We start from the raw sequence: 22,170 nt of genomic DNA on the forward strand, positions 1-22,170 counted from the left end.
TTCTTCCTTAGAACCAAGCCTCGGGAATAATCAATATATCGCCTGGCAATATCTCTACATTAGCCGTAATATCTCCATCTTTAAGCAAATCATCTAGCCGTACCGAGAACTGCTTTGTTTGACCATTTGCGGTACGAACAAGGGTTGCTTCGTTGCCAGCGGCAAACTCTGTGAGCCCCCCCACTGCAATCATTACATCAAGCAAGCTCATACTCTCCTGATAACTGAGCACTTGGGGCTCCGTGGCCTCGCCAACAACACGGACCTGCTCGGTGAAACGCCCAATAAACTCGCTGACCATGACAGTGACAATCGGCGTTCTCACATAGGGAGACAGGGTTTTTTCTATATCACGCGCCAATTCAGTCGGTGTTCTACCACTCGCTTGAAGATCTTCAACCAAAGGCGCAGTAATACGCCCATCGGGGCGAACAACAACACTGGTTGAAAGCTCGGAATTTCCCCACACAAATATATTCAATTCGTCCCCAGGGCCGATAATATAGTAAGGTGCTTTCCCCTCCTGCGTTGCTACAGGCGGCGCTGGTGGTTTACTAACACAACCAGAGAGCACCCCCCCCACCATAGCCGCTTCAATCAAAGAGATGAGCAAAAACCAAACAAATTTATGGCTTCTAAGAGGCATCATAGTTGACCTTATTTTATTTTCTGCATACACCACAGAATTATTATTTTTCAACACTCGTGACCATAGAAATGAATACCGGCCAAATATTCCTACCTAAGGTTTGGTTTCTTTAGCTGAGAATGAGATTATCAAAATTGCAACTATAAGGATTATCGGCCAAGCTTGTGGTTTAATTAGAAATACTAAGGGAGATAAGCAAAAAACTTTACGGCTCTAGCCTAGCAAAACTAGGGTAAATACTACTGAAACACTGACAGGGGCCCACTTGTTGGAACAACTATACCACCTTCCAATAAATATTAGCGGTCAATGCCGTAAGCCCCTTACTATAGGCTCTTCTTCATCTCTACCCCACACCGCCATGTAATACCCCCCTTGCCGAAGAACCCGGGAAAAACCATACCGCCGCAACGACCTCGTCCACTCACTTCATTGAACCGCACCCCCAGACTACAGAGCACTCGTTAAATCCCCTATTGAGGATAGATTAAACCTTACTTGCTGCAAAGCACTTTTTCTTAATAGGATCCCTTAGATTAAACTCCCTTGGATACCCGTATATTTATAGTGACATATTCTATCAGCTGCAGGATAAAATGGGTTCTCCCGCTGTTTGGGGAACATTTTACAGAAGTGGTGGGTCGGTATCAGCGTCAGCCTCTACGCTTGCGAACTGCCTTGCAGGCGTTAGCTCTAACGGTGGGGAGGCAAAGGGGGTGCCCGGCTGGTCCAGCGACTGAATACTGAGGTCAGCCCGGATGCGCTATTGCGCCAGCTCAAAATGCTTGGTGCTAACCTCCATCAAACCACTTCGCTGGCTCGGAATGAATGACTGGACCTTTCGCAGGGACCACCAGCACGGCACGATAGGAGCGGATTTGGAATGTCTCCAGCTTGATTTACTGTTGGACTGACAGGCCGAGACCTTGGCGATCTGGCTACGCCAGCACCCGGGGATCATCCTCATCAGCCGCAACCGGGCCAGACGGTACTCACCAGGAGGTAGTGCGGATTGCCGATCACTGGCATCGACTTAAGCGCTTGCGCAAAATGGTGGAACGGATGCTCAATCACTATCATCGTGCGCTGCGCCACGTAACAATGGCCTGGAAAATAACGGCAGAGCATGGTAAGAAGGTACGGGTTGAGGTCCCGCTATCGCAACAGATCCGTTCCCTGCCCGACTCAACCGTGCCCAACAGGAACAGCGTCAACGCCGGGAGCGATGCCTGAGCGCCTATCAGGTGGTGGCAGAGCACCATCAGGCGGGAATATCCCTGCGGGGTATCGCCAAAGCCGTGAAGCTAGATCGGCATACGGTGCAGGTGAGAGAACTCTCTTCCTGGTTAATCCAGGCCAAGGACAGTGCGCTCCGGAACTAGGAATTTTTGCCACCCGCTTACAGCAAGATCTGGCTGCGGCCAGCACAGCGCTTGACCCGCCCTGGAGCAACGGTCAGGCTTAAGGGCAGGTAAATCGGCTGGAACGTATCAAACGGATGATGTATGGACGGGCAAGCTTCGTAAAGGCTTCGAGCACGGGTATTACATACCCTCTAAACAGGGTGTTTCACACCAACTGGGGGAGAGCCAATTTTCGGCTGCCGTTGAAAATATTTACATAGTTATCAATAGGTTGATTGTAAAAATCATACTTAAAGTGCGCCCTAATGCTAACCGCCCTAGTTGAGGTTAGGAAACGAAATCACCTGGGTTCCACTCGCTAAACAAGTGCATTTTTGCTAAAAAATCTGTTAAAGAAATCGCGCGTCGCACGGATAATGACGATATAGCTAACCCATCAACAGTACTGAGGTTCCCCATGTCCAGCTCACTGATAAGTCCTATTGCCCTAGCCTACGCATTATTATTAGCTACTGCCTTATTAACAGGTTGCAATACAGGATCTAACTTTACTCCTGAGGAACATATCTCGCGCGCCAAAGAATATCAGGATAAGGGAGAAATAAGGGCCGCTATCATCGAGTTAAAAAATGCCCTCCAAAAAACACCAGACAATCAAGAAGCGCGCTGGCTGCTAGCTCAAGTATACGTGAAAGTGGGCAATGGCCCAGCCGCCGAAAAAGAATTGAAACAAGCGCTTAGACTTGGCCTTGCACCTGAAACCGCTGCTACTTCCTTAGCCCGAGTTGCCCTCATGCAAGGGAAATTCCAAGATGTAACCGATGCTTCGACCAATTACCCAGGCCTTTCCGAAAATGAACGGGCGGAACTGCTGGCATTGCAAGGGCATGCTTACCTTGGACTGCATGAATTTGAAAAAGCAGAAAAATTATATGACTCCGCGCTTTCCCTTCAACCCAATGTAGCGGAAGCCAATCTTGGAAAAGCAGAAATCGCAGCAGCCCAGAAGCGCTTTGATAAGGCCCGAGAGTGGCTCGACAAAATTCTTCAAACTTCGCCCGCATTTGCCCCAGCTTGGAGCCTGCTGGGTGACCTAGAGCGCTATCAAGGAAATGCGGAAGCAGCGGAACAGGCCTATGGAGAAGCGATTACCCACCGTTTCAACAATGCTGAAGATCTGCTTAACCGGACATTAATACGAATTTATCTCAAAAATTATGAAGGTGCGACCGATGATCTGGGAACCCTCAAAAAACAGGGCGTCAATCATCCAGGAGTGGCATACACTGAGGGGCTACTTGACTTCCAGCAAAATAAATATGCCGATGCCTTGGCAGCCTTCCAAAAGTCGCTGAGACAGAATTCGAAATACATGCCAGCAGTGTTTTACGCAGGCCTTTCCTACTATATGCAGGGCCAGTTCAAGCAAGCCGAACAGCACTTGAGCCAATTTCTAGCCCGTTTCCCCCACTCCGATATTGCGGCTAAGGCCCTAGCAGCAGCACGACTTCGCCGAGGCGATTATACCGGTGCCGAGTCTGTACTAGAATCGGTGCTGAACCAGAATCCTGATGACATTGCAGCACTTGATTTAATGGGCAACGTAGTCTTGGGGCAAGGCAAACCTGAGCAGAGCACCACTTACTTCCAAAAAATTACTACTCAAGCACCAGATTCGGCTGCAGCTTACATGAAGCTAGGGCTTAGCTTCATGATGTCGGGTGAACATGAACAAGGCATTGATACACTGGAAAAAGCCATCGAATTAGATTCCCAACTACCCCAAGCGGATCTCCTAGTCATACTTGGCCACCTACGGGCCCGGGAATTCGATAAAGCATTAACAACTGCTGAGCGGTTGCAGGAAAAGCAACCACAGAGTCCTCTGCCCTTGAACCTGATTGGCGGGGTCTATCTCGGAAAAGGAGAAGAAACCAAGGCCCAGGAGGCCTTTCATGAAGCCCTGGAAATCGCTCCAGGAAACCCATCGGCGACTCATAACCTAGCCGCACTGGCCCTCAAAAAAGGGGATATAGAGAAAGCTCGCTCCTTCTATCAAGAAACATTGAAACATCATCCAGGACATCTCAGGACATTACTGAAACTCGGTGCACTGGAAACTCAGCAAGGACATGTGGAAAAAGCCAAGACCTGGGTAGAGCAGGCCATGGGCAAAAATCCCAAGGCCCTGGCGCCACGGATATTACTAGCCCGTTATTATCTGGATAAAGGCAAACCTACACGAAGCCTTGCCCTTATTCGAGAAGTCCAAGCGCTTTATCCCAATCATCCCTCATTATTAGCAGTGATGGGAACAGCACAACTTGCAACTAACCAACCAACCAATGGCATCGAAACTCTCCAAAAGCTCGTGGAGGCTCAGCCACAATCCGCGCAAGCCCATTACCTGCTGGCTAAAGCTTATTCCGCAACAAATAACGTGGATAAGCTCCGTGGGGAACTCAATCAAGCGCTTGAGCTGGATCCCAACCACGCCCTTTCCAAGATCGCCATGACCCACCTGTTGATGCATGAGAATAAGCCCAACGAGGCCAATAAACTGTTCCAGGAACTGAAGCAAGCTTACCCGGAGCATCCAGAGGTGTTAGCCCAAGAAGGGTGGTTGGCCATGCGCCAGAACCAGCCTCAGAAAGCAGTAGCAGCATTTAAAGAAGCATTGAAGCACTCCCCCACCAGCCAGATAATTGTCAACCTTGCGCTTGCCCAGTTCCAGGCAGGAAATCAAGATAGGAGCCTAGCGACGCTAGAAGATTGGTTAAAAAAGCATCCAGAGGATATGCTGGCACAGTACAACTTGGCTAACCTCTACCTAGCGCTTAAACAGGAACAGGAAGCGGTATCAGCCTTTGCTAAAGTAGTAGAACAAGCACCAAACAATGTGACAGCCCTCAACAACCTGGCCTGGCTGTTGCGCAAAGATGATCCAGCCAAAGCTTTGACCTATGCGGAGCGGGCCCTGGACATAGCCCCCAATTCACCTCCAGTAATGGACACTCTAGGTATGCTACTCCTCGAAAAGGGTGAGACAAAACGTGGCCTGAGTCTGTTAGCAAAAGCCTCGAACAGGACACCCAAGAACCCGGATATTCGCTATCATTTTGCTCTGGCCCTGGCCCGCAATGGAGAAAAGTCCCAAGCCCAGCAAGTACTTAATGATCTCTTAGACATGAAACAGCCATTTGCTGAGGAAAAAGAAGCCCGCGATCTACTCCAAGCACTAGACAACTAAACGGTTAGTGTGAGCTAACTGAGTGATAATTGAGGGAAAGGTGTCGAGAGCCAAAATAGAAGCTCCGATCTCGACAAAACGAGGAACTTCGCTATTTAGTTTTTGTGAGGCTGACTGGAATGTGGTCAACGTAATGCTCCAGTTTTTAAGCGTTCAGACTGCGGTGTTCTGGATGCCAATGTTAACGGCGCTCTGAACATCGCGGTTGGGGCCGCAGCAAACTGGCCCGAAGCCCAGCCGATTAGTCAGTATGGACAAAGCCCCTCATTTCAGTGAGGGGTTGTTTACCTACCTCTTAGGACTCCCTCAGGCCAGCACTGTCCAGCCCCTATCCCAGCGCTTTGGAGCGCTCATAAAATTTTTGAAAACACCACCAAGAATGGACACGGCTTCTCCACAAGCAGTGAAGTGTCCAAAACTAATGTTTAGTGCCTTGGACATTTGTCGAAAAACTTTACAGTTACACCGTTCTATCTTTGCAACTAATTTTGTCATGAGAATATAACAATTTGTTTTTATTCATTCAATCCTATTATGGCATGTCGGTTGCATATAGGTAACTGTAACCACTAATGAGAAGTCAAAGGTGGTAGCCATCAGGTAAATTGCTTTATTTTTAAGATGGGGAGGAACAACAAATGAAATCTTTTCTGAAAATTGGTTTAACAGTTTCAATCTTGGGTGGGGGGGGACTTCTCACTTCCTTTTCCGCCCAAGCCGCTGCCATGCTGGATACGACGACAGCGACTCCAGACGACGGCATCCTACAGAATTTCACGGGCATCGACTGGCATTCGAACGGTGCTGGTTGGGTCCAGGGCTTCGACCTGGACGACACTAACCTTGCTGGCGATACAGACACCTTCACCTTAACCTACCAGGCATTCGCAGCTTCCATCAACACCACATCCCCCACACCCAACCTGTCTGTGGCTCCTCCAGGGCCGGGGGGGGGAAGCTACGAGCTCACCACCTACGCCGTCATTACCGAAACCGCTACTTGCAACAACGACGGGTGTAGTTCCATCACCATAACTTTGGATTCGGGGACCTGGGATATCTTTTTCGATACTAGCCCCGATACGGATCAGGCGGCAGGAACCGGCTTCCTGAATGGGACGAACATCCTGTCAGGAACCTGGGACTCTGGGTTCACCACCTTTGGCGCGACGGCCCCTATTCCCGGTGGAACGGGTACCGGCGGCGGATTCCTGGTTGGTACCGTCACCTCCACCAACAATAGCTTCGTTAACCCAGATTTGGTCGGAACCGAGCTCCAAGCCTCGCTTCAATTCCCTGGGCAAAGCGCACCTGATTACACTCGCCCGGCGGCGTTTGGCGGCGCAGCTACCGGCGCTGACACGTCGACAGACTTTGTTTTGCAAACAGACACGTCGCAAAACTTTTCAGTTTCGGTGCCTGAGCCTAACTCAGTGGCGCTAGTGGCCATTGGCTTGCTTGGCCTCAGTGGCCTGACTAGACGCCGCGCCAAGCAGAGCAACCGTTGAGAATAATCCAAGGGACCCCCACAAAAGGGGGTCTCTTCATTCTTGCTGTCGCGCTAGCCTGCTGACTTTGTGCCCCCCGGGGCCAGACCTGCGCTACCTTGTAGGAGGAGGACCTGCCCGGTCTCACCTCCGCCAGGAGGACGCGGGGTACTTAACTTGCCTCTAATCAAAATCTTGGTGGTAGTGGGTTGGGTTGCGCATATTAATGCAGAAAAGGCTCATTTTGCTTTCTTCTGAAACCTAGCGGATCAACTTGATCAAGTTCGGACACCTGTTGATACAGCAAAGCCCATCTTGTAGACAGGGCTCTTGTTTCTCTAACAGAATCAGGGGTTAGCCTGACGACCTAAAATAGGCATCATTCTGTCTAGGAGGAAGACACCGCCAAGGCTCTCGGCGCGGGGGCACTCTTGGACAATGCCATATCGTACTCTGCACGCTCGATGTGGTCGCAAACCGTCTTGAAAAATCGCGCGGCAGGTGCCCCGCCCATCAATCGCCGATCAAAGCTCATCGTCAGGGCCATGGTCGGTCGCACCTCAAGACGCCCACCAACAACAAGGGGGCGCTCCTTCACTAAGCCAAATGAAAAACCAAGTGGCCACGGCCAAGCGCCGATCATCGTATCCACGCCGTACTTGGCGGGAGACGAGATCATAGCTGCTCCACCTCGATGCTCTACCCACAGGGACGGAAATAACAGCGGAATGCGTAGCACAGCTCGAGCAAGCGGTGTTGGCACTCTCTTGACAATCCATTGTACGGTACGCCACCGCTCGGAAGTCTCTTCAGTGCCTTGGGCGATCATCTGTAATTCTTGGGTAATCGCTGCAAGGTCCAATTGATCGGTGTTCCGGATCGTGGCTGCATAAACCGCTTGCTCCGCTCCAGGATAGTCACGTTCGACAGCAACTGTCATATGAACGGTATTGAGTTGAACGATACGCTTAAAGAAAGGCCATTCCAATGGGATGCGATTAGCGTATGGATGATCGTATAAGGCAAGAGACACGGCCTTCGCCACGAAGGCCGTGTACGAGGGTTTGAGTTCCGAGTGTGGCCAGTTGGCCCTGATCCAGGCTGCAGAACTCATATCCACTTCAGACAACATCGCAACCTTATTATCGCTATGATTATCCTTATTCATTCCCCCTAACACTTCAAAATAACGATTTCTAGGTAACAGCGTAAACTCATTCATATTTGAGCCCCTTCCGATTTTACATTGTCGATACGGTGTGCCGGCATACCTGCCCAGGTTTCGCCAGCTCCAATTCGGCAACCCTTAGTGACAACCGCACCAACCGCAACCGTTGCTCCGTCGCCGATGGCGACGTCACAGAGAATTACAGATCGCGCCCCAACAGTTACATTGTTACCGATAATAATGGGATGATGGGCGAGCCGTGTACCTTCTAGTATATGCGGAATTAGCAATGCCCCATTTCCTATAATCGTATTAGAGCCTAGAGTGACAAATTGTGGATCAAGGATAATTCCAACGCTGAACGTATTCGCTCCCATACGGGTACCTAATGCTTGATAAAACAACCGCATCAGTGGAATTGGCACTAATCCACTAAACATTATTGGATTAAATACCAACAGGTAGAAAAGTAGATAGACATGGTAAACGAATTCATCTCGTGAATCTTCAATAACTTCCCCAAGGGGAAGAGGACAAAAGACTTGGAAAAGGCGAAATATTAATATGGAAAACACATAGAAGAAGAACACCCAGCCAACGAACATGGCCACTCCCCGGAAATCGCCAAGAGGCAACAATCCAAGACTAAAAGCTGTTAAGCCAGTAGCGAACACAACCACGATTAGCATTAAGGTGAAGAAAACCAGAATCCGGCTTAGCTTCATTTTTCGCATACCGACTCTCTCCTTAAATTAATACCAATTTAACCAAACAATGCAACCTATTAAGCCATCAAATGGTTGTTTAGACTGAACCTATACAGTTTCAAAATTGCGCTGCCACGAGTTCTGCAAACACATGCCTAGTATAATGATTTTGTATGATCTCCATTATCCGTTTTGCCCGTTCGTGGTAAGTCTTATCATTCAACAGGAGTTCCGACGTGGTTCTCAGGCTCTGTCCATTGAGTTTGCCAGCCCGAAGGTGGATACCTGCACCAACCTGTTCCAGACAGAGCATATTCAGATGCTGGTCCATGTTGCTGACAATGCCGATTACCGGCACCCCCGCTGCCAAGGCCTGTTGAGTGGTAGGGCCACCGCCATTACAGATCACCAGGCCAGCGCGTGTTGCCGCCTCTGTGCCGGGCAGGAAGTCTGTAACCCAGGCATTGGCAGGCGGGTTTGTTGGCACCAGGCGGCCTGCCGTGGCAGCGATGACAGTCACCGGCAAGTCTCTTAAGGCCTGGAGAACTACAGGTAGTACATCGCCTTCACCGGAACTACCAAAAGTAACGTAAACAATTGGGCGATCTTCAGGCAATCTCGACCACCAGTCAGGAAATTTTACAGCAGGCGACCAGAGGATTGGCCCTAGCCAATGGTGATGAGAAGGCAATTGCTGAGTTGGCACCAACCCCTCAATATCTGCATATAGAGTCTGATCGGCATGAGTATAGATCTCCCGCAAATCATAGCCGAGATTGGGTAACCCATACTCACGACGGACCTGATTCAGGGGCAAGGTGTGATAGGCAAAGACTAGGGGACGGACCAGTTTAAATAGAGCTTGGGATAAGGAAATTCCTAGCACCTTGGTCATAGGATGTTCCGGCAGGGGAAAAGGCAGCTTAGAATAGGGACTCCAGTAGGCGTTAGTGATGGTGAAATAGGGCATCCCAGCAAGCCGCGTACTAATCGCGAGAGAGATACGGAAATCGCCAACGACCAAATCCGGTTTTACTTCCTTAATGATCTCCAGATCTTCTCGTACATAGCTTCGCAGGGTATCTCTGTCATAAACCGGATTACCTTTGGCCAGAGCAGCTAGGAATTGTGCGCTAGGAATCGTTCGGATTGAACGCAGTTCAAAGGGCATTTCTGCGAATAAGCGGTGATAGCGGGTATCGCAAGCTAGGGTAACGGAGTACCGTTGTGGATCCAGGGACTGGGCAAGAACTACGGGTCGAACTACATGGGCCAAGGTTACGGCTTCACCGATAAAGAGAATGCGCTTACGTTTGGATGGATACGGCATGAGAGCTGGTAGCTTTAGCTTCGCATTAGTCTAAAGATTAAGCATCGAAGGGGTCAAATCTACGTATTGCCATTCATTCAGCGTTATTGTATTTTGGCAACATGGCTAGGCCTCTTAAGATTGAATATCCTGGTGCATGGTACCATGTTATGAATCGCGGTACGGAGCATCAGCAGATCTTTACCTGCAATGAGCATCAGAGGTAGTTTCTAGACTTGTTAGGCGAGTTGCGCGAAGCGGTTTGCTATCGAAGTGCATGCTTACTGCCTGATAGATAATCATTCTCATACCAATTTAATCAAAGAATGCAATTTATTAAGGCCTCAAATGCTTGTTTAAGCTGAATTTATACAATGAAAAATTAGATAAAATTGGTATCACCTGTTGCTATACACCCCGCTGGGCAACCTAGGACGAGGAATGCATCACCTGAATGGGATCTACACCCAGCGCTATAATCGGCAAATGGGGTGTGACGGTGCATTTTTCGGGGTCGTTACAAAGCGATTTTGGTCGATGCGGACAGTTATTTAGTGCAAGTATCGCGCTACATTCACCGTTATCCTTTGGAGGCAAAACTGATTTAACGGCTTGACCGCTACCAGGGCTCCAGTTATCCGACCTATATAGGGCAACGGCAAGGGCCGCCTTGGCTAGTGACGAGTGAGATACTAGGAGCGGTTAGCGGCAAGCTTACCGTCAGTTGGTGAAAGCCGCAATGGCCGACGATGAGGTGACAGTATTTTATGCCCGTAAGCATTGGGCAACCATCCTTGGCAGTGAAGCTTTCACTCAAGCGGCGATGGATCAGGTGGACACCCAACAACCCTGAACTTGCCGAGGCGAGGACACTTAAGGAAGCCGTAGCGATGGAAGCGATTGTGCACGCTGTAGCCAGGCGATTTGGGCTCGATCCATCCTTGTTGGCAGTGGGAGACCAGCCGGCGGGTCCTTTAACGACCGCCCGAAGCCTGGCGATATGTGGCTGTGTCAAAGTTAAGGACAACAATCACTCGCAGCCATTGCTACGCACTTTGGATTAGGGCACTACACCAGTGTGTCGATCGCTATCGGCAAAGTCCGGCGCACGGTGGATATAGACCAGCATCTTAGCAAAGTTTTGTCGGAACTAAAGCAGGAATTAGCCGCTGCATCAAAGCGCAAAGCCTAGCTAGGCGTTTTTTTGCCCTCTGCTCCTCAACTTACAGAGCACAAGGTTAAGGGCTCCTTCCTTGGGCCGAATAAGAATTTTATGTAGCGCCTTCTGTACCAATTGGCGGGTTTTTCGAACAATGAGCACTTTTAATTTACCGCTATGGACGATAACTCGTTACACCTAACACTAGCGATGGTTGCGATCAATTAACCGAACTAGATGAAATCAGTTACCTCCTCAAAAAAATGATAGTGTATCAGCATACCATCATCCATAGTGACCCATAAAAACGAGGTTATCTCGGATGCGTAGTAGGCGCCTACTGCTCCTATTAGTCTTATTAAGCAGCATACCAGAATTGCTAGGAGCTGCCGGGGAACCGGTCACAGCAAAACCCTTAGCACAATTGACCGAATTCCCTCAGGTCACCGCACCTGCAGAAGTCATTACTCTAAACGACAGTCGCCTCAGCGCTGAGGTGACCGCAGTCATCGTCAGCCTGCCTGTCGAGGTGGGCCAAGTGGTGGAGACGGGAACCCCCTTAGTACAACTTGAAAAAACGGATCTGGAACTCGCGCTCAAACGGGCTGAGGCTACACTGACATCACTTGAGGCAAGACAGGCTTTAGCCCAACGCCAACTCACCCGCGCGCAATCCTTGGCCAACCAAAAGCTAATCACGGAAGAAATGCTCAATCAGCGTCAAACGGAGCTGAAAGTTAGTAAAGCTGAAATGGCAGTTCAGCGCATTACCGTAGAGCAACTCCGGCGAGATCTTGAAAAAACGGTGATCCGTGCGCCATTCAAGGCCATCGTCGCAGAACAACTGAGTCAAGTAGGTGAGTTAGCGATGCCGGGTACTCCACTTATCCGCATTCTAGATGCGGAACGAATCTTGGTCTCCGCTAAACTACAACCCCGCGATCCCCTCTCTCTACGCAATGCGGGTACCCTGGAATTCGTAAATGGAAATAACCGCTACCCGGTTAAGCTCCACCGGATAATACCTGCTCTAGACCTCCGTCAGCGAAGTCAAGAAGTACGGCTACGCTTCCTCGAGACGCCGGCTCTTATTGGTACGACGGGGAATCTTGTTTGGCACCCTCAAGCGCCTCACCTGCCCGCCGATCTGTTAGTTCGTCGCGGCGGCGCGATAGGGGTTTTCGTATTAGCTAACGGACGGGCAAAATTTGTAACTTTGCCTGGTGCCCAGGAAGGTCAACCCGCTAAGATCAACCTGCCAGAGGATACGCCTATCATCATTGATGGCCGCTTTATCGTCCAAGATGGCGATACTGTTCGAGTCCAAAACTTTTCCGATTAAAACAGACTCCAGCCTAGCTTAGCAAGGAATATCTCGACAAAGATGCTTGCCCGTTTCTTCCATAATCATGTATTGGCTAATCTGACCTTTATGCTAATACTGATTGCAGGCACCCTCGCCTATATCCACCTGCCTAAAGAGCAGAATCCACCAGTTAATTTCAACTGGGTCCACATCAGTACAGCATTCCCTGGGGCCTCCGCGGAAGACGTGGAAAAGCTGATTACTGAGCCGCTGGAAGATGGGCTCCGCCAAATCCAGGACATCCGGTTTTCCTCCAGCACCAGCCGGGAAGGCTTGTCGCTCATCCTGGTGCGGTTTCAAGACATCAATAACCGCACCTATGACAAACGCCTCAATGACCTGCGCCGGGAAGTGCAGAATAAGGCGGATCAGGAACTGCCAGAAGCCGCTGAAGAGCCTGAATTCCTTGAGCTAACTACGGCCAATATGTTTCCTGCCGCCATGATCTTGGTCAGTGGAGCTGCTAATGATGAGGTGCTGCGGCGCAACGCCCGGATCATCCGCGAAGACTTAGAGCGCATCCCTGGCATAGAAAACGTAGGCACAATAGGCCTGCGGGAGCCGGAACTGCAGGTGGAGTTTTCGCCAGAGCAACTACGGGCCGTGGGGGTGACCCCTGCCGACCTAGCGGATACAGTCGCTGCCTATTTTCAAGACATTGCTGCAGGAAACGTCCGCCAAGCAAACCAGCAATGGCTGGTGCGTGTAGTCGGCACCCACAGTAACCCCCATGATTTAGGCCGTTTTCCTCTCAAGACCGCTCATGGCCAGATCTCCATTGATAGCGTCGCCAATGTGAGCCGGGGGCGGGAGGAACCGGAGGAATTAGTCCGCCATCACGGCAAACCGGGTGTCTTGCTAGTCATAGGCAAGAAGAGCAGCACTGGGTCTCTGGAGTTCATTAAAAACCTTAAAGCTTATATTGCTTCCCATAATGAGATCAGCCGCGAGAGCGGTGTCAAACTAGTCTTGGTGGATGATCAGACGCCCCGCACGGAGGCCGCATTGCGGATCATGGAGAACAATGCGGCGTTGGGCTTAGTGCTAGTGATGCTAACCACCTGGGTGTTTCTTGGTTCACGCATCTCGTTTTTCATCGGGATCGGCATTCCCTTTACCCTGGCGGGCACCTTTTTGGTGCTTTATGTTCTGGGAGAAAGCCTTAATATTTCTGTATTTCTGGGGGTAGTCATTGCTCTCGGCATGCTGGTGGATGATGCGGTGGTGGTAGTCGAGGCCATCTATTACCGTTTGCAGCGGGGGGTAGCCCATATGGCGGCAGTAGTCCAGGGGCTTTCGGAAGTCACCGCTCCCGTGGTAACCTCGGTATTGACTACCATCGCCGCTTTCCTCCCTCTTATGCTAACCCCGGGGCTCCTGGGCAAATTTATGTTCGTCATTCCACTGGTAGTGACTGTGGCCCTGGCCGTTAGTCTGCTCGAGGCCTTCTGGATATTACCAGTACACATTATGGGCTCGAAAATCGGTGCTCACAACCCTTCTCCCCTACAACATTACCGGGTGCGTTTCACTCACTATTTGCGGGTTAAGTATACCCAGGCCCTGATCCACCTCCTAAGGCGGCCTAAGCGTTCCCTGCTGGCTATTCTGTTATTTATTGCCGCTTTCGGTGTATTGGCAAGCAACTGGGTACGGGCTGATTTCTTTGCGGCCGATCCGATTCGATTATTTTATGTGAACGTGGAAATGGCGCCCAATACTCCCTTGGATGAGACCCTTCGTTTAATCGAAGTATTAGATACAAAGGTGAAAAGACATATCAAGCCAGAGGAATTACGCCAAACCGTAGGCTATTCGGGCATGATGTTCACAGGCACAGAAGTCCTGTCGGGCGACCAGTATGGCCAAGTCGTCGTCAGTTTGAATCCCCAAGAGGGACAACTACGCAGCGTCGACGAAACGATTGGGGCCATGAGAAAAGATCTTGTTAATACACCGGGGCCAGTGCGGGTTTCTTTTCTCCGCGTCTCCGAGGGGCCACCAGTTTCTAGGCCAATCAGCATTAAGGTGCGCGGCGATGATTTAGAGAGACTTCATCAAGCGGTAGCTGCTTTGGAATCGATTTTACAAAACCTCCCCGGAGTAGAAGACATCACCAGTGACAACGTTCCTGGCAAGCTACAACTTAACTTGCGTCTGGATGGGGATGCTATTAAGCGTTCCGGTTTAGACCCTGCTTCTGTTACTCATATTATCCGGCTGCTGTTCGATGGGGAGATTGTTGCCAGTACCCACAAACAAGGGGAAAAACTGGAAGTACGCGTACGCGCCAAGCGAGCGTCAGTGCCCGATATCGATACCGTGCTCAGGCAACCAATTGCCTTACCTGATGGTGGTGAAATTGCCTTAGGCCAGCTGGTCAAAGTGGATAAAGGTCTAGGGCAGGAGGCAATTCGGCACTATAATTTTCGACGCGCCATCACCTTGGAAGCCGACATTAACCAGGAAGTGACGGATATAGTGACCGTTAATCGCCATATTCAACAAGAATGGGAAAATTTTCGCGCCCGTTTTCCCGGCATCGACCTGGATTTCTCCGGAGCATTTGAAGACATTCAGGAAAGTATACAGGCTCTCACCCTGCTGTTCCTGTTAGGTATCGGGTTGATTTACATCATCCTGGGGACCCAGTTTCATAGCTACTGGCAACCCCTGATGATCCTCGCCGCCGTGCCTATGGCCTTTACTGGTGTGTTGTTTGGATTAATAGTAACGAACAATCCGCTGAGCCTCTACACTCTTTATGGCGCTGTAGCTCTGACCGGTATTGCCATAAATGCCGCGATCGTGCTGATCGTAGCGGCCAATGACCGCTTAAACCGGGGTATGAGCATATTGCATGCTGCAATTTACGCCGCCCGGCGGCGTCTCATCCCCATATTGATTACTAGCCTTAGCACCATCGCTGGTCTGTTTGCCCTCGCCACCGGTCTAGGTGGCCAATCATTGCTGTGGGGCCCCATGGCCTCGGCCATCGTTTGGGGCTTAGGAATCTCTACCTTATTAACCCTTTTTGTGATTCCTCTGTTATATCGAACGTTTATGGCCAATAAGGACAAAGGTAAAGCGGTTGCTGGTGCCTGAGAATCTCTGATCTTAACCCCAGAAAGCTGGTGTATTTTCTGGGAAATCAGACCAACAAAATAGACCCTCAACTTACCATTAACCGCTCAACAGGCAACCGCACCGACCGAGCTTTTGGGGCAGGCCCCGCCCCTATCCTTCCCATCACCAAAGCCCGCTGGCTGATTTTAGGTGAAATTAATTGTTCCAATCGAGAGGAAAGCCGTTCAGCAAGACGGAGGCTAGACTCGTTTTTTGAAAACTCTACTCCATCTCGAATATAAGCTCTAAAAATGAGCGGTGTCATCTCCGGCTGAAGCCGTAAATTAAGCTGAGTGGCTGTAAGCCAGAAGCGCTGCCAGGCTCTTCCAGCGGCAATATAGCCATCAATGGATTGGGGCGATTTTTCAATTATAATCAAAAAATGGGCGGCACAAGCGATACTGGGAATAAAATCAAGCTGTGCCCGTGGCAATAGCGTCCCCCCCAGATAAGTGTTTAAAAACTTTACACGGCTCCAGCTTTTCATTGCCCAACGCATGAGCTGTACCCCCAAGGGATCAAGGCCTACAGCCTGGTCTGGGATGCGATCCTCGCTGAAGCGAGTATTCCATTCGATCACGTCCCGATGGACCTCATAAGCTTCGGGCGTTGTTAGCCGCAGCTTTCCATTCATAAACAGCAACTGGGCTACCTTCAGCCGGTTTCCTAAGCTCTCAAACCAATGAATGGAGAACGAAGGTTTCACCGCGTCCTCCAGGGCATTCTTCTCCCGAGGGGTGAGGGAACGCATGGACAGAGCCCGACGCTGGGTGGCACGGACAGGAATATAGGGCCATAGGGGATCCGGACGAGTGCTAGTGTCAGGAACAAAACGCACCTCGAACTTGGGATGAGTTTCGGCAGCCCCAGAATCTCGTTGAATATCCGCGCGCAGGCCAAATCGGGTCGCCGCAATGGCCATGCTTTCCAATAGCGCGCCAATGGAGAGCTGGCTGGCGCGACCTTCCAGATCATAGACACAGTGATCCCGGGTATCAAAGCCATGGATAACAACATGATGCGGATCCTTAATTTCAAAGCGCCAGGGTTGGGTATTGTCACCGCTCGGTGCCCAACGAGCCATATCCAAAATGCGTTCAATCTCAGAGTTGCCTTTAGGCGACGCTGCAGTTGGCACCCCATGAGAGAGCTGGGTGAGCATTCGATAGCCCATTTTACGCTTGAAGACCTGGATCGGGTTGCGGTTGCCAGCGGGAAGCCATCCCAGATGCCACTTACCCCGATAGGCGTCATACTGATGATAGCGCGGAGCTGGCCGAATAGGTCCTCGCCCAAGAAGGATCTTCAGTGCTTCTGCTCCGGTGACTCCTGCACACAGTTGGCAGCCCATAGCCGTCGAGGGACCGCGTCGGGCAGCCAAGTCAAGTCGTGAAGGATCCACTAGATAAGAACGATGGAATGCTTTGGGTGCTAGCCCCACCAGGAAGTTTACATACTGTTGTTCGATGGGTAGGCCTTCCAAACGAAAGTACTCCTCAAAGGTCATATGCCCCGGCATAAACACTAAATAAGCTGTCCCCATCCCAATGGGCGCCGCCGTGATTGCTGGTATGCCAAGCTCTGCACAGCGAGCAAAAACCTGAGCCCTCATATCCAGAACAAAGAAATCAAAACCATCAACGAAAAGATCCGCATCCTTGAGGAAGGCGTCGATATTGTCCTGATTAATGCCTGCGGGAAATAGGGTCAGATCTAACTCTGGATTGATATCTCGCGCCATCTGAGCCACTACCTCAGCCTTGGGCTGGCTTATCGTGCTTACTGTGGCTCCCACTTGGCGATTGAAATTAGGAAGCTCAAATATATCAAAATCAGCGACATGGAAAGCACCGACGCCTAAACGCACAAGGGTTAATAGGTGAGTACCGCCCACCCCTCCCATCCCAGCAATGGCAACTTTCTTAGTACGGAGTATCTGCTGTTCCCATTCGCTTAGCCAACCGATGTTTCGGCTAAAGGCTTCTTCGAATACAAATGAGGAGCTTTTTCTCTGCTCTTCCTCCCCTACTTCAGCCAAAATTTTATCTTCTTCCATATTTGTTATCTGCCAGTATGGTAATTTATGATGATCTGTCTAGCCCAGATAATTCATGAGATCACCCCAAAGACACAAAGAACAGAAAGGAATCAAAAACTTAAATAGATTAAAACAATCGGTTTCATTAGCAGCGAGCCTCTCCATTAGTCTCTCTCAACTGCATCAGATTCCTTTACTTTCGTGCCCTTTGTGTCTTGGTAGTATTGTTTTGCCGGATACGCGACGCTTAATCCGGCCTACAGGCTGTTTATTAGCGCCTCCTCGTAGGCCGGACCGATTCGCCGGGAGCGAAGCGGGACCTCCGCAGAAGGCCCGAAGGGGGCGCGCCAGGGAGAGGGCGCGCATCAATAAGGCCTTGAGGCCGTTTCCGGCAAGGTCATTGCCCGCAACGGATAGGCTTAGCCTCCCCTTCATTTGCTCAATTCTCCCCATTTAAAACACGACCAATTTTTAACCTATAGCATTTCCCAAACAAATGAGATTACGAATATCGACTTAGCAGGACCTTATATTCTCAATCTAAGCGTACCTCTCCTATAAGGGAAACGCTATAAGCAGCAAAAGCATGACTTTTTGCTCATTCTTATTTTTTGCCCACTTTTGGATTTCAAAAACGTGCTGCATTTCTCTGTAATGCCCCATTGGGATGCCTAAATTACAAGTGAACAGCGGTGAGTTTCTTTGCATTCAACTTACCCTACCCATAAAGGGTTTTTGAGTTCTTTCATTACCGCCGAAAATTGCCCATTTGAATGAAACCTCCTAGTGAAAGGGAGTTGGAGGATTTATTATGCAATCTTCTTGCGCAGTTAGCACGAGAACCGAGAGCAGGCTAGTCGATGTATTCTCGAACTATTTTGAAGTCACCCCGGCAAACACACCTAAACTTCTTGAAAGCGTATACCACTTACGGTATCAAGTTTACTGCTTAGAAACTAGATTTGAAAATCCCTGGCAGTTTCCGGATAGATTGGAGAATGATGAGTTCGATAAATATTCAGTCCACAGCCTTCTCAGACATCAGCGGACAGGTAGCTTTGCGGGTACCGTTCGCCTAATCCTCCCCCGAACAGACGTCGAAAAATGTTTTCCTATCCATGAGATAAGCTCTATCCCCTTATTCCTTAATCATAAGCGGTTTCCTCGGGCAAAAGTTGCCGAAGTTTCTCGCTTTGCGATTTCTAAAGAATTTAGGAAACGTTTTGGAGAATTTATTTCACCGAGCGCCGCTTCCGATTACCGTGAAACTTACATAGATGAGCGTCGGATTATACCGCATATTACGCTAGGGTTAGTCGCCGGGGCAGTAAAGATGAGTGCAGAAAATGGGATACAACATTGGTTTTGCGTGGTAGAGCGCTCTTTCCTACGTCTTTTATCAAGATACAGTTTATATCTAATGCCGTATGGACCAGCCATAGAGTACCACGGCAAGCGTCAGCCTTGTTATGTACACCTTGATCAGTTTTTGGAAATGGCACGCAAAGAACGTCCTGATGTTTGGGAATTAATTACTCACAATGGCAAAAACTGTCCTTAAGACAGTTTTTGCCATTAAATTCGTCTCTATATGCAGACAATGAAATTACTTTTAATACATAAATAATACATAAACCTAATATTTATATGAAAAAAGTAATGTCTGTATTTAGGGACATATTTCATGACTATATAACTTTAGATTAGTTATATTTTGTTTCCTAATTTTATAATTTAATTGGCTTTAATTAAGAATGGCATTATATTTGCTTATATCTGGTATTTGTAGAGTAGTAGAGCTGCAATCTACATCAACAATCTCTACACACCTGCAAACTATAAGCAGCTAGATCCGGTGTTTCCATGCTATACATAAACAAGGGGAAGGAAACCAATGTCACTTCTTAATTACTGCCCAAGTGCAAATCAATCAAAATTTGATGATGTATCCGAGTCGCTTCGTGTCCACGAACTCTTTCAAAAATACTTCGAAGTTTTAGAAGCAGACACTACAAAGCTTATTGAACAGGCCTTTAATCTACGCTATCAGGTTTATTGCCTTGAAAATCCGTTCGAAAATGCCTCCTGTTTTCCAAACAAAATGGAAATGGATCACTACGATCAATATTCTATCCATGCCCTTATCCGTCATCGCGATACGGGAGAAGCGGTAGGCACTGTCCGATTAGTTCGGCCGAATTCTTCTGGCCATAGACATGGATTTCCCATGGAGCCCTGCTGCAGCACATTGCTTACTAATATTCCTAGAGAGATGCAAATTTCATCACATCATTCACCTGCAGAAATCTCTCGATTTGCAATATCTAAGAATATTAGACAGCGAGTTATGAAGATGGCATCCGCAACAAAAGCTGGACACTCCGAAGAAGAAAAGTCCAACAACTCTCGCCTGGATCGCCTATTGTACTCCCATCTCACCCTAGAGTTAGTTGCCGCCGCAATGCATTTGAGCGATAAGCATGGAATTACACACTGGTATTCTTTGGCTTCGCCAGCTCTATTTAGAATTTTAAGACGCTTTGCAATTCGTTTGACACCGATTGGTTCGGCAATCGAACATCGCGGTATCCGACTACCTTGTATCGATAATCTTGAAACGCTCTTAAGAAGGGTCTATAAGAACCAACCTGATGCTTGGAATATTCTAACCAATCATGGGACGATTTGGCCGGAGTCTAAACGCAATTACATTGAGGAATCTACGAAAGTGACAAGAAAGTTCACTATTGTGCCCCAATCTCAAATTGCTACCGCTTGAGATAAGGTTTATTAAGCATGGCGCAACTATCCATTGAAAAGATATTATGGTTTTTGGGATTTTTAATGAGCTCACCACAAAGGCACAAAGAACACAAGAAAATTTAAAGAAAATGCTCAGCGTAAAGAGACAGCACCAGTAACTCTTCTGGCGTTAGCACAGGAATTTGTAAATGGGTTCCTCTAAAAATTGCTTTTTTTAAAATTTTTATGATGATTAAATCAATCACTTACAATAAAAAAGCCTCCGAATTTTTGAATTTTTAGAGGCGCCCATATGTGTTTTTAGACAACGAGCTATCAGTAATCAAGGTGGTACCGAGGTTACGCATTGACACCCTTCCTAGTCTGAAATACGGGAAATTCCTGTGGCGCACCGAGCAAAGATCATACAGAAGAACATATGGACTAAGATGCTGCCGGCGGCCACATTTTTAGGACCGTGATCACCACCCCTACCGCTGTCACCGTAAGCCCAAAGGACCAAATCATAAAACGGTCAATACGTCGAGTCAGTACCTCCAGGCGTCTGTCGACCTGCTCGAAGCGCTTATCGACCTGCTAGAAGCGTTTATCTATTTGTTCTTGTTGAGCTTCAAAGCGCTTATCCATGTGCATCTGAAGGGTCTCGAAGCGTTTATCGACCTGTTCAAAACGCTTATCCATCTGCTCCAGCACAGTTTGAATAAGCTCTCGCTGGTGCTTAAGTTCCTCCTCCACCCCGCACCATCCGCTCCAGCAGTTCCTTGCCCAGCGGCGCTGAGGGCGGGGTAAGTTCGAGTTCATCTAGCCACTCGCGCAGGTGGTCTTTAATAAATTCGATGTCTTCCTGGGCCAGGGTCATGGCAATTTCAACCTAGATTCGGCTTTTAGCCGCAAATGCACGCCAATAAACGCTCATAAAACAATACACTTCAAAGCATAACACATAACATTGACATGATTTCAGGGATCAGACATGCCCACTTTTCTCTAGCCACTTCAATCAACCCGCCAACCCAGTCTCATGGTTCCTTTTGGGAACCTAATGGACTACAATTATCAGTTCAAAATGAACTTTTGCTCTGGAGGCGGCTATGTCTATCAACGTGAAATTGTCAGAAACCTTGGTCGATCAGGCCAAACGTTACGCGAAAATTCAACATCGCTCGGTACCCAAACAAATCGAGTATTGGGCAAAAATCGGGAAGATCGCCGAGGAGAACCCAGATCTGCCATTTAATATGATTCACAATATCCTGATCGCTGATAAGGAAGAGGCCGTCGGCGAATATGAGTTCAATTGATGCACCTACTTGTCACGCCCTCCTTCGCACAGGCGGCAAAAAAGCTGCATCGGGCCCAGAAAGCTGAGTTGGACAAGGCGGTCCGATCTGTCAGCACTAATCCGGAAGTTGGGGAGGTCAAAGTCGGTGATCTAGCCGGGATAAGAGTCTACAAATTCCATCTATCAAATCAGCTGTGTCTCCTGGCCTACCGCATCCTCGAAAAGGATAAATTGAAACTGTTGACCTTTGGTCCCCATGAGAACTTTTACCACGACCTCAAGCGGCGGAATGATTAAGGCCCAAGAATGCACTGCGCAGGGTGGACATAAGCCAGGCATCCCCCTATGTCTTCTCGTTCCAACCAGGGATACCTCTTTAACAGGGTCTCAGAGCCGTCCCCCGCCGCCAGCATGCCCAGCACATGTTCAACACCAGAGCCTGCCTTGCATTTCTCGGATTGGCATAGATATCGTGTTTCTTGTGAGTTCACCACAAAGGCAC

18 protein-coding genes and 1 pseudogene are annotated in these 22,170 nt (G+C 49.1%); 11 read left to right on the forward strand and 8 right to left on the reverse strand.

The window, feature by feature from the left end; translation table 11 throughout:
* Positions 1-7 precede the first annotated feature (7 nt).
* Complete coding sequence (locus tag NHAL_RS15775) at positions 8-646, reverse strand: XrtA/PEP-CTERM system exopolysaccharide export protein (RefSeq protein ID WP_041355863.1); 639 nt, start codon at positions 644-646, stop codon at positions 8-10.
* Positions 647-1,543: 897 nt separating this feature from the next.
* On the opposite strand from NHAL_RS15775, the gene NHAL_RS15780 reads away from it, so the two are divergent.
* The 4 genes from NHAL_RS15780 to pepA all read left to right on the forward strand — a co-directional run bounded on the left by NHAL_RS15780 (position 1,544) and on the right by pepA (position 6,771).
* The gene (locus tag NHAL_RS15780) at positions 1,544-1,882 is read left to right on the forward strand and encodes a Rho GTPase-activating protein (protein WP_157862582.1); all 339 of its coding nucleotides are present in this window, start codon (positions 1,544-1,546) and stop codon (positions 1,880-1,882) included.
* A gap of 14 nt (positions 1,883-1,896) precedes the next feature.
* On the forward strand, positions 1,897-2,031 hold the full coding sequence (locus NHAL_RS22270; protein ID WP_275260989.1) for a hypothetical protein: 135 nt from the start codon (positions 1,897-1,899) through the stop codon (positions 2,029-2,031).
* A gap of 439 nt (positions 2,032-2,470) precedes the next feature.
* On the forward strand, positions 2,471-5,263 hold the full coding sequence (gene prsT, locus NHAL_RS15785; RefSeq protein WP_013034144.1) for an XrtA/PEP-CTERM system TPR-repeat protein PrsT: 2,793 nt from the start codon (positions 2,471-2,473) through the stop codon (positions 5,261-5,263).
* Between the two features lie 638 nt (positions 5,264-5,901).
* Entirely contained in the window at positions 5,902-6,771 is an 870-nt protein-coding gene (gene pepA, locus NHAL_RS15790) for a flocculation-associated PEP-CTERM protein PepA (protein ID WP_013034145.1), read from the forward strand.
* A 367-nt stretch (positions 6,772-7,138) separates the two neighbouring features.
* Here pepA and NHAL_RS15795 read toward each other — a convergent pair whose 3' ends face one another.
* The 3 genes from NHAL_RS15795 to NHAL_RS15805 all read right to left on the reverse strand — a co-directional run bounded on the left by NHAL_RS15795 (position 7,139) and on the right by NHAL_RS15805 (position 9,955).
* Entirely contained in the window at positions 7,139-7,972 is an 834-nt protein-coding gene (locus NHAL_RS15795) for a 2-oxo acid dehydrogenase subunit E2 (RefSeq protein WP_013034146.1), read from the reverse strand.
* Positions 7,969-8,652 carry a glycan acetyltransferase gene (locus NHAL_RS15800; protein ID WP_013034147.1) on the reverse strand — a complete coding sequence of 228 codons (684 nt, stop codon included), beginning with the start codon at positions 8,650-8,652 and terminating at the stop codon, positions 7,969-7,971. Before NHAL_RS15800 ends, NHAL_RS15795 begins: the two co-directional genes overlap by 4 nt.
* A 91-nt stretch (positions 8,653-8,743) precedes the next feature.
* Complete coding sequence (locus NHAL_RS15805) at positions 8,744-9,955, reverse strand: glycosyltransferase (RefSeq protein ID WP_013034148.1); 1,212 nt, start codon at positions 9,953-9,955, stop codon at positions 8,744-8,746.
* An 869-nt stretch (positions 9,956-10,824) separates the two neighbouring features.
* Here NHAL_RS15805 and NHAL_RS21270 point away from each other — a divergent pair.
* The 3 genes from NHAL_RS21270 (at position 10,825) to NHAL_RS15815 (ending at position 15,564) form a co-directional block, all read left to right on the forward strand.
* Complete coding sequence (locus NHAL_RS21270; RefSeq protein ID WP_013034150.1) at positions 10,825-10,998, forward strand: hypothetical protein; 174 nt, start codon at positions 10,825-10,827, stop codon at positions 10,996-10,998.
* Between the two features lie 417 nt (positions 10,999-11,415).
* The gene (locus NHAL_RS15810) at positions 11,416-12,435 is read left to right on the forward strand and encodes an efflux RND transporter periplasmic adaptor subunit (protein ID WP_013034151.1); all 1,020 of its coding nucleotides are present in this window, start codon (positions 11,416-11,418) and stop codon (positions 12,433-12,435) included.
* Between the two features lie 42 nt (positions 12,436-12,477).
* Complete coding sequence (locus NHAL_RS15815; protein WP_013034152.1) at positions 12,478-15,564, forward strand: efflux RND transporter permease subunit; 3,087 nt, start codon at positions 12,478-12,480, stop codon at positions 15,562-15,564.
* Positions 15,565-16,732: 1,168 nt separating this feature from the next.
* Here NHAL_RS15815 and NHAL_RS22540 read toward each other — a convergent pair.
* A pseudogene (locus NHAL_RS22540) lies at positions 16,733-17,641 on the reverse strand (ThiF family adenylyltransferase); the annotation flags it as partial.
* A gap of 793 nt (positions 17,642-18,434) precedes the next feature.
* On the opposite strand from NHAL_RS22540, the gene NHAL_RS15830 reads away from it, so the two are divergent.
* Together NHAL_RS15830 and NHAL_RS15835 are read left to right on the forward strand one after the other, a co-directional pair.
* Complete coding sequence (locus NHAL_RS15830) at positions 18,435-19,184, forward strand: PEP-CTERM/exosortase system-associated acyltransferase (RefSeq protein ID WP_013034155.1); 750 nt, start codon at positions 18,435-18,437, stop codon at positions 19,182-19,184.
* A gap of 333 nt (positions 19,185-19,517) precedes the next feature.
* Positions 19,518-20,402, forward strand: a complete 885-nt coding sequence (locus tag NHAL_RS15835; protein ID WP_013034156.1) for a PEP-CTERM/exosortase system-associated acyltransferase — start codon at positions 19,518-19,520, stop codon at positions 20,400-20,402.
* A 560-nt stretch (positions 20,403-20,962) separates the two neighbouring features.
* On the opposite strand, the gene NHAL_RS22345 is transcribed toward NHAL_RS15835, so the two are convergent.
* Positions 20,963-21,121, reverse strand: a complete 159-nt coding sequence (locus tag NHAL_RS22345) for a hypothetical protein (protein WP_013034157.1) — start codon at positions 21,119-21,121, stop codon at positions 20,963-20,965.
* The gene (locus NHAL_RS22350; protein ID WP_013034158.1) at positions 21,105-21,245 is read right to left on the reverse strand and encodes a hypothetical protein; all 141 of its coding nucleotides are present in this window, start codon (positions 21,243-21,245) and stop codon (positions 21,105-21,107) included. Before NHAL_RS22350 ends, NHAL_RS22345 begins: the two co-directional genes overlap by 17 nt.
* A gap of 232 nt (positions 21,246-21,477) precedes the next feature.
* Between NHAL_RS22350 and NHAL_RS15845 the strand changes: the two genes are divergently transcribed.
* Entirely contained in the window at positions 21,478-21,687 is a 210-nt protein-coding gene (locus tag NHAL_RS15845; RefSeq protein ID WP_013034159.1) for a TA system antitoxin ParD family protein, read from the forward strand.
* Positions 21,687-21,965 (forward strand): type II toxin-antitoxin system RelE/ParE family toxin, encoded by a 279-nt coding sequence (locus NHAL_RS15850; protein WP_013034160.1) that lies wholly within the window; start codon positions 21,687-21,689, stop codon positions 21,963-21,965. Before NHAL_RS15845 ends, NHAL_RS15850 begins: the two co-directional genes overlap by 1 nt.
* On the opposite strand, the gene NHAL_RS22355 is transcribed toward NHAL_RS15850, so the two are convergent.
* Positions 21,962-22,162 (reverse strand): DUF433 domain-containing protein, encoded by a 201-nt coding sequence (locus NHAL_RS22355; RefSeq protein WP_338040047.1) that lies wholly within the window; start codon positions 22,160-22,162, stop codon positions 21,962-21,964. The two genes, NHAL_RS15850 and NHAL_RS22355, sit on opposite strands and share 4 nt — an antisense overlap.
* Between the last annotated feature and the right edge of the window lie 8 nt (positions 22,163-22,170).

It is taken from the genome of Nitrosococcus halophilus Nc 4 (assembly GCF_000024725.1).
Classification (GTDB): Bacteria; Pseudomonadota; Gammaproteobacteria; order Nitrosococcales; family Nitrosococcaceae; genus Nitrosococcus; species Nitrosococcus halophilus.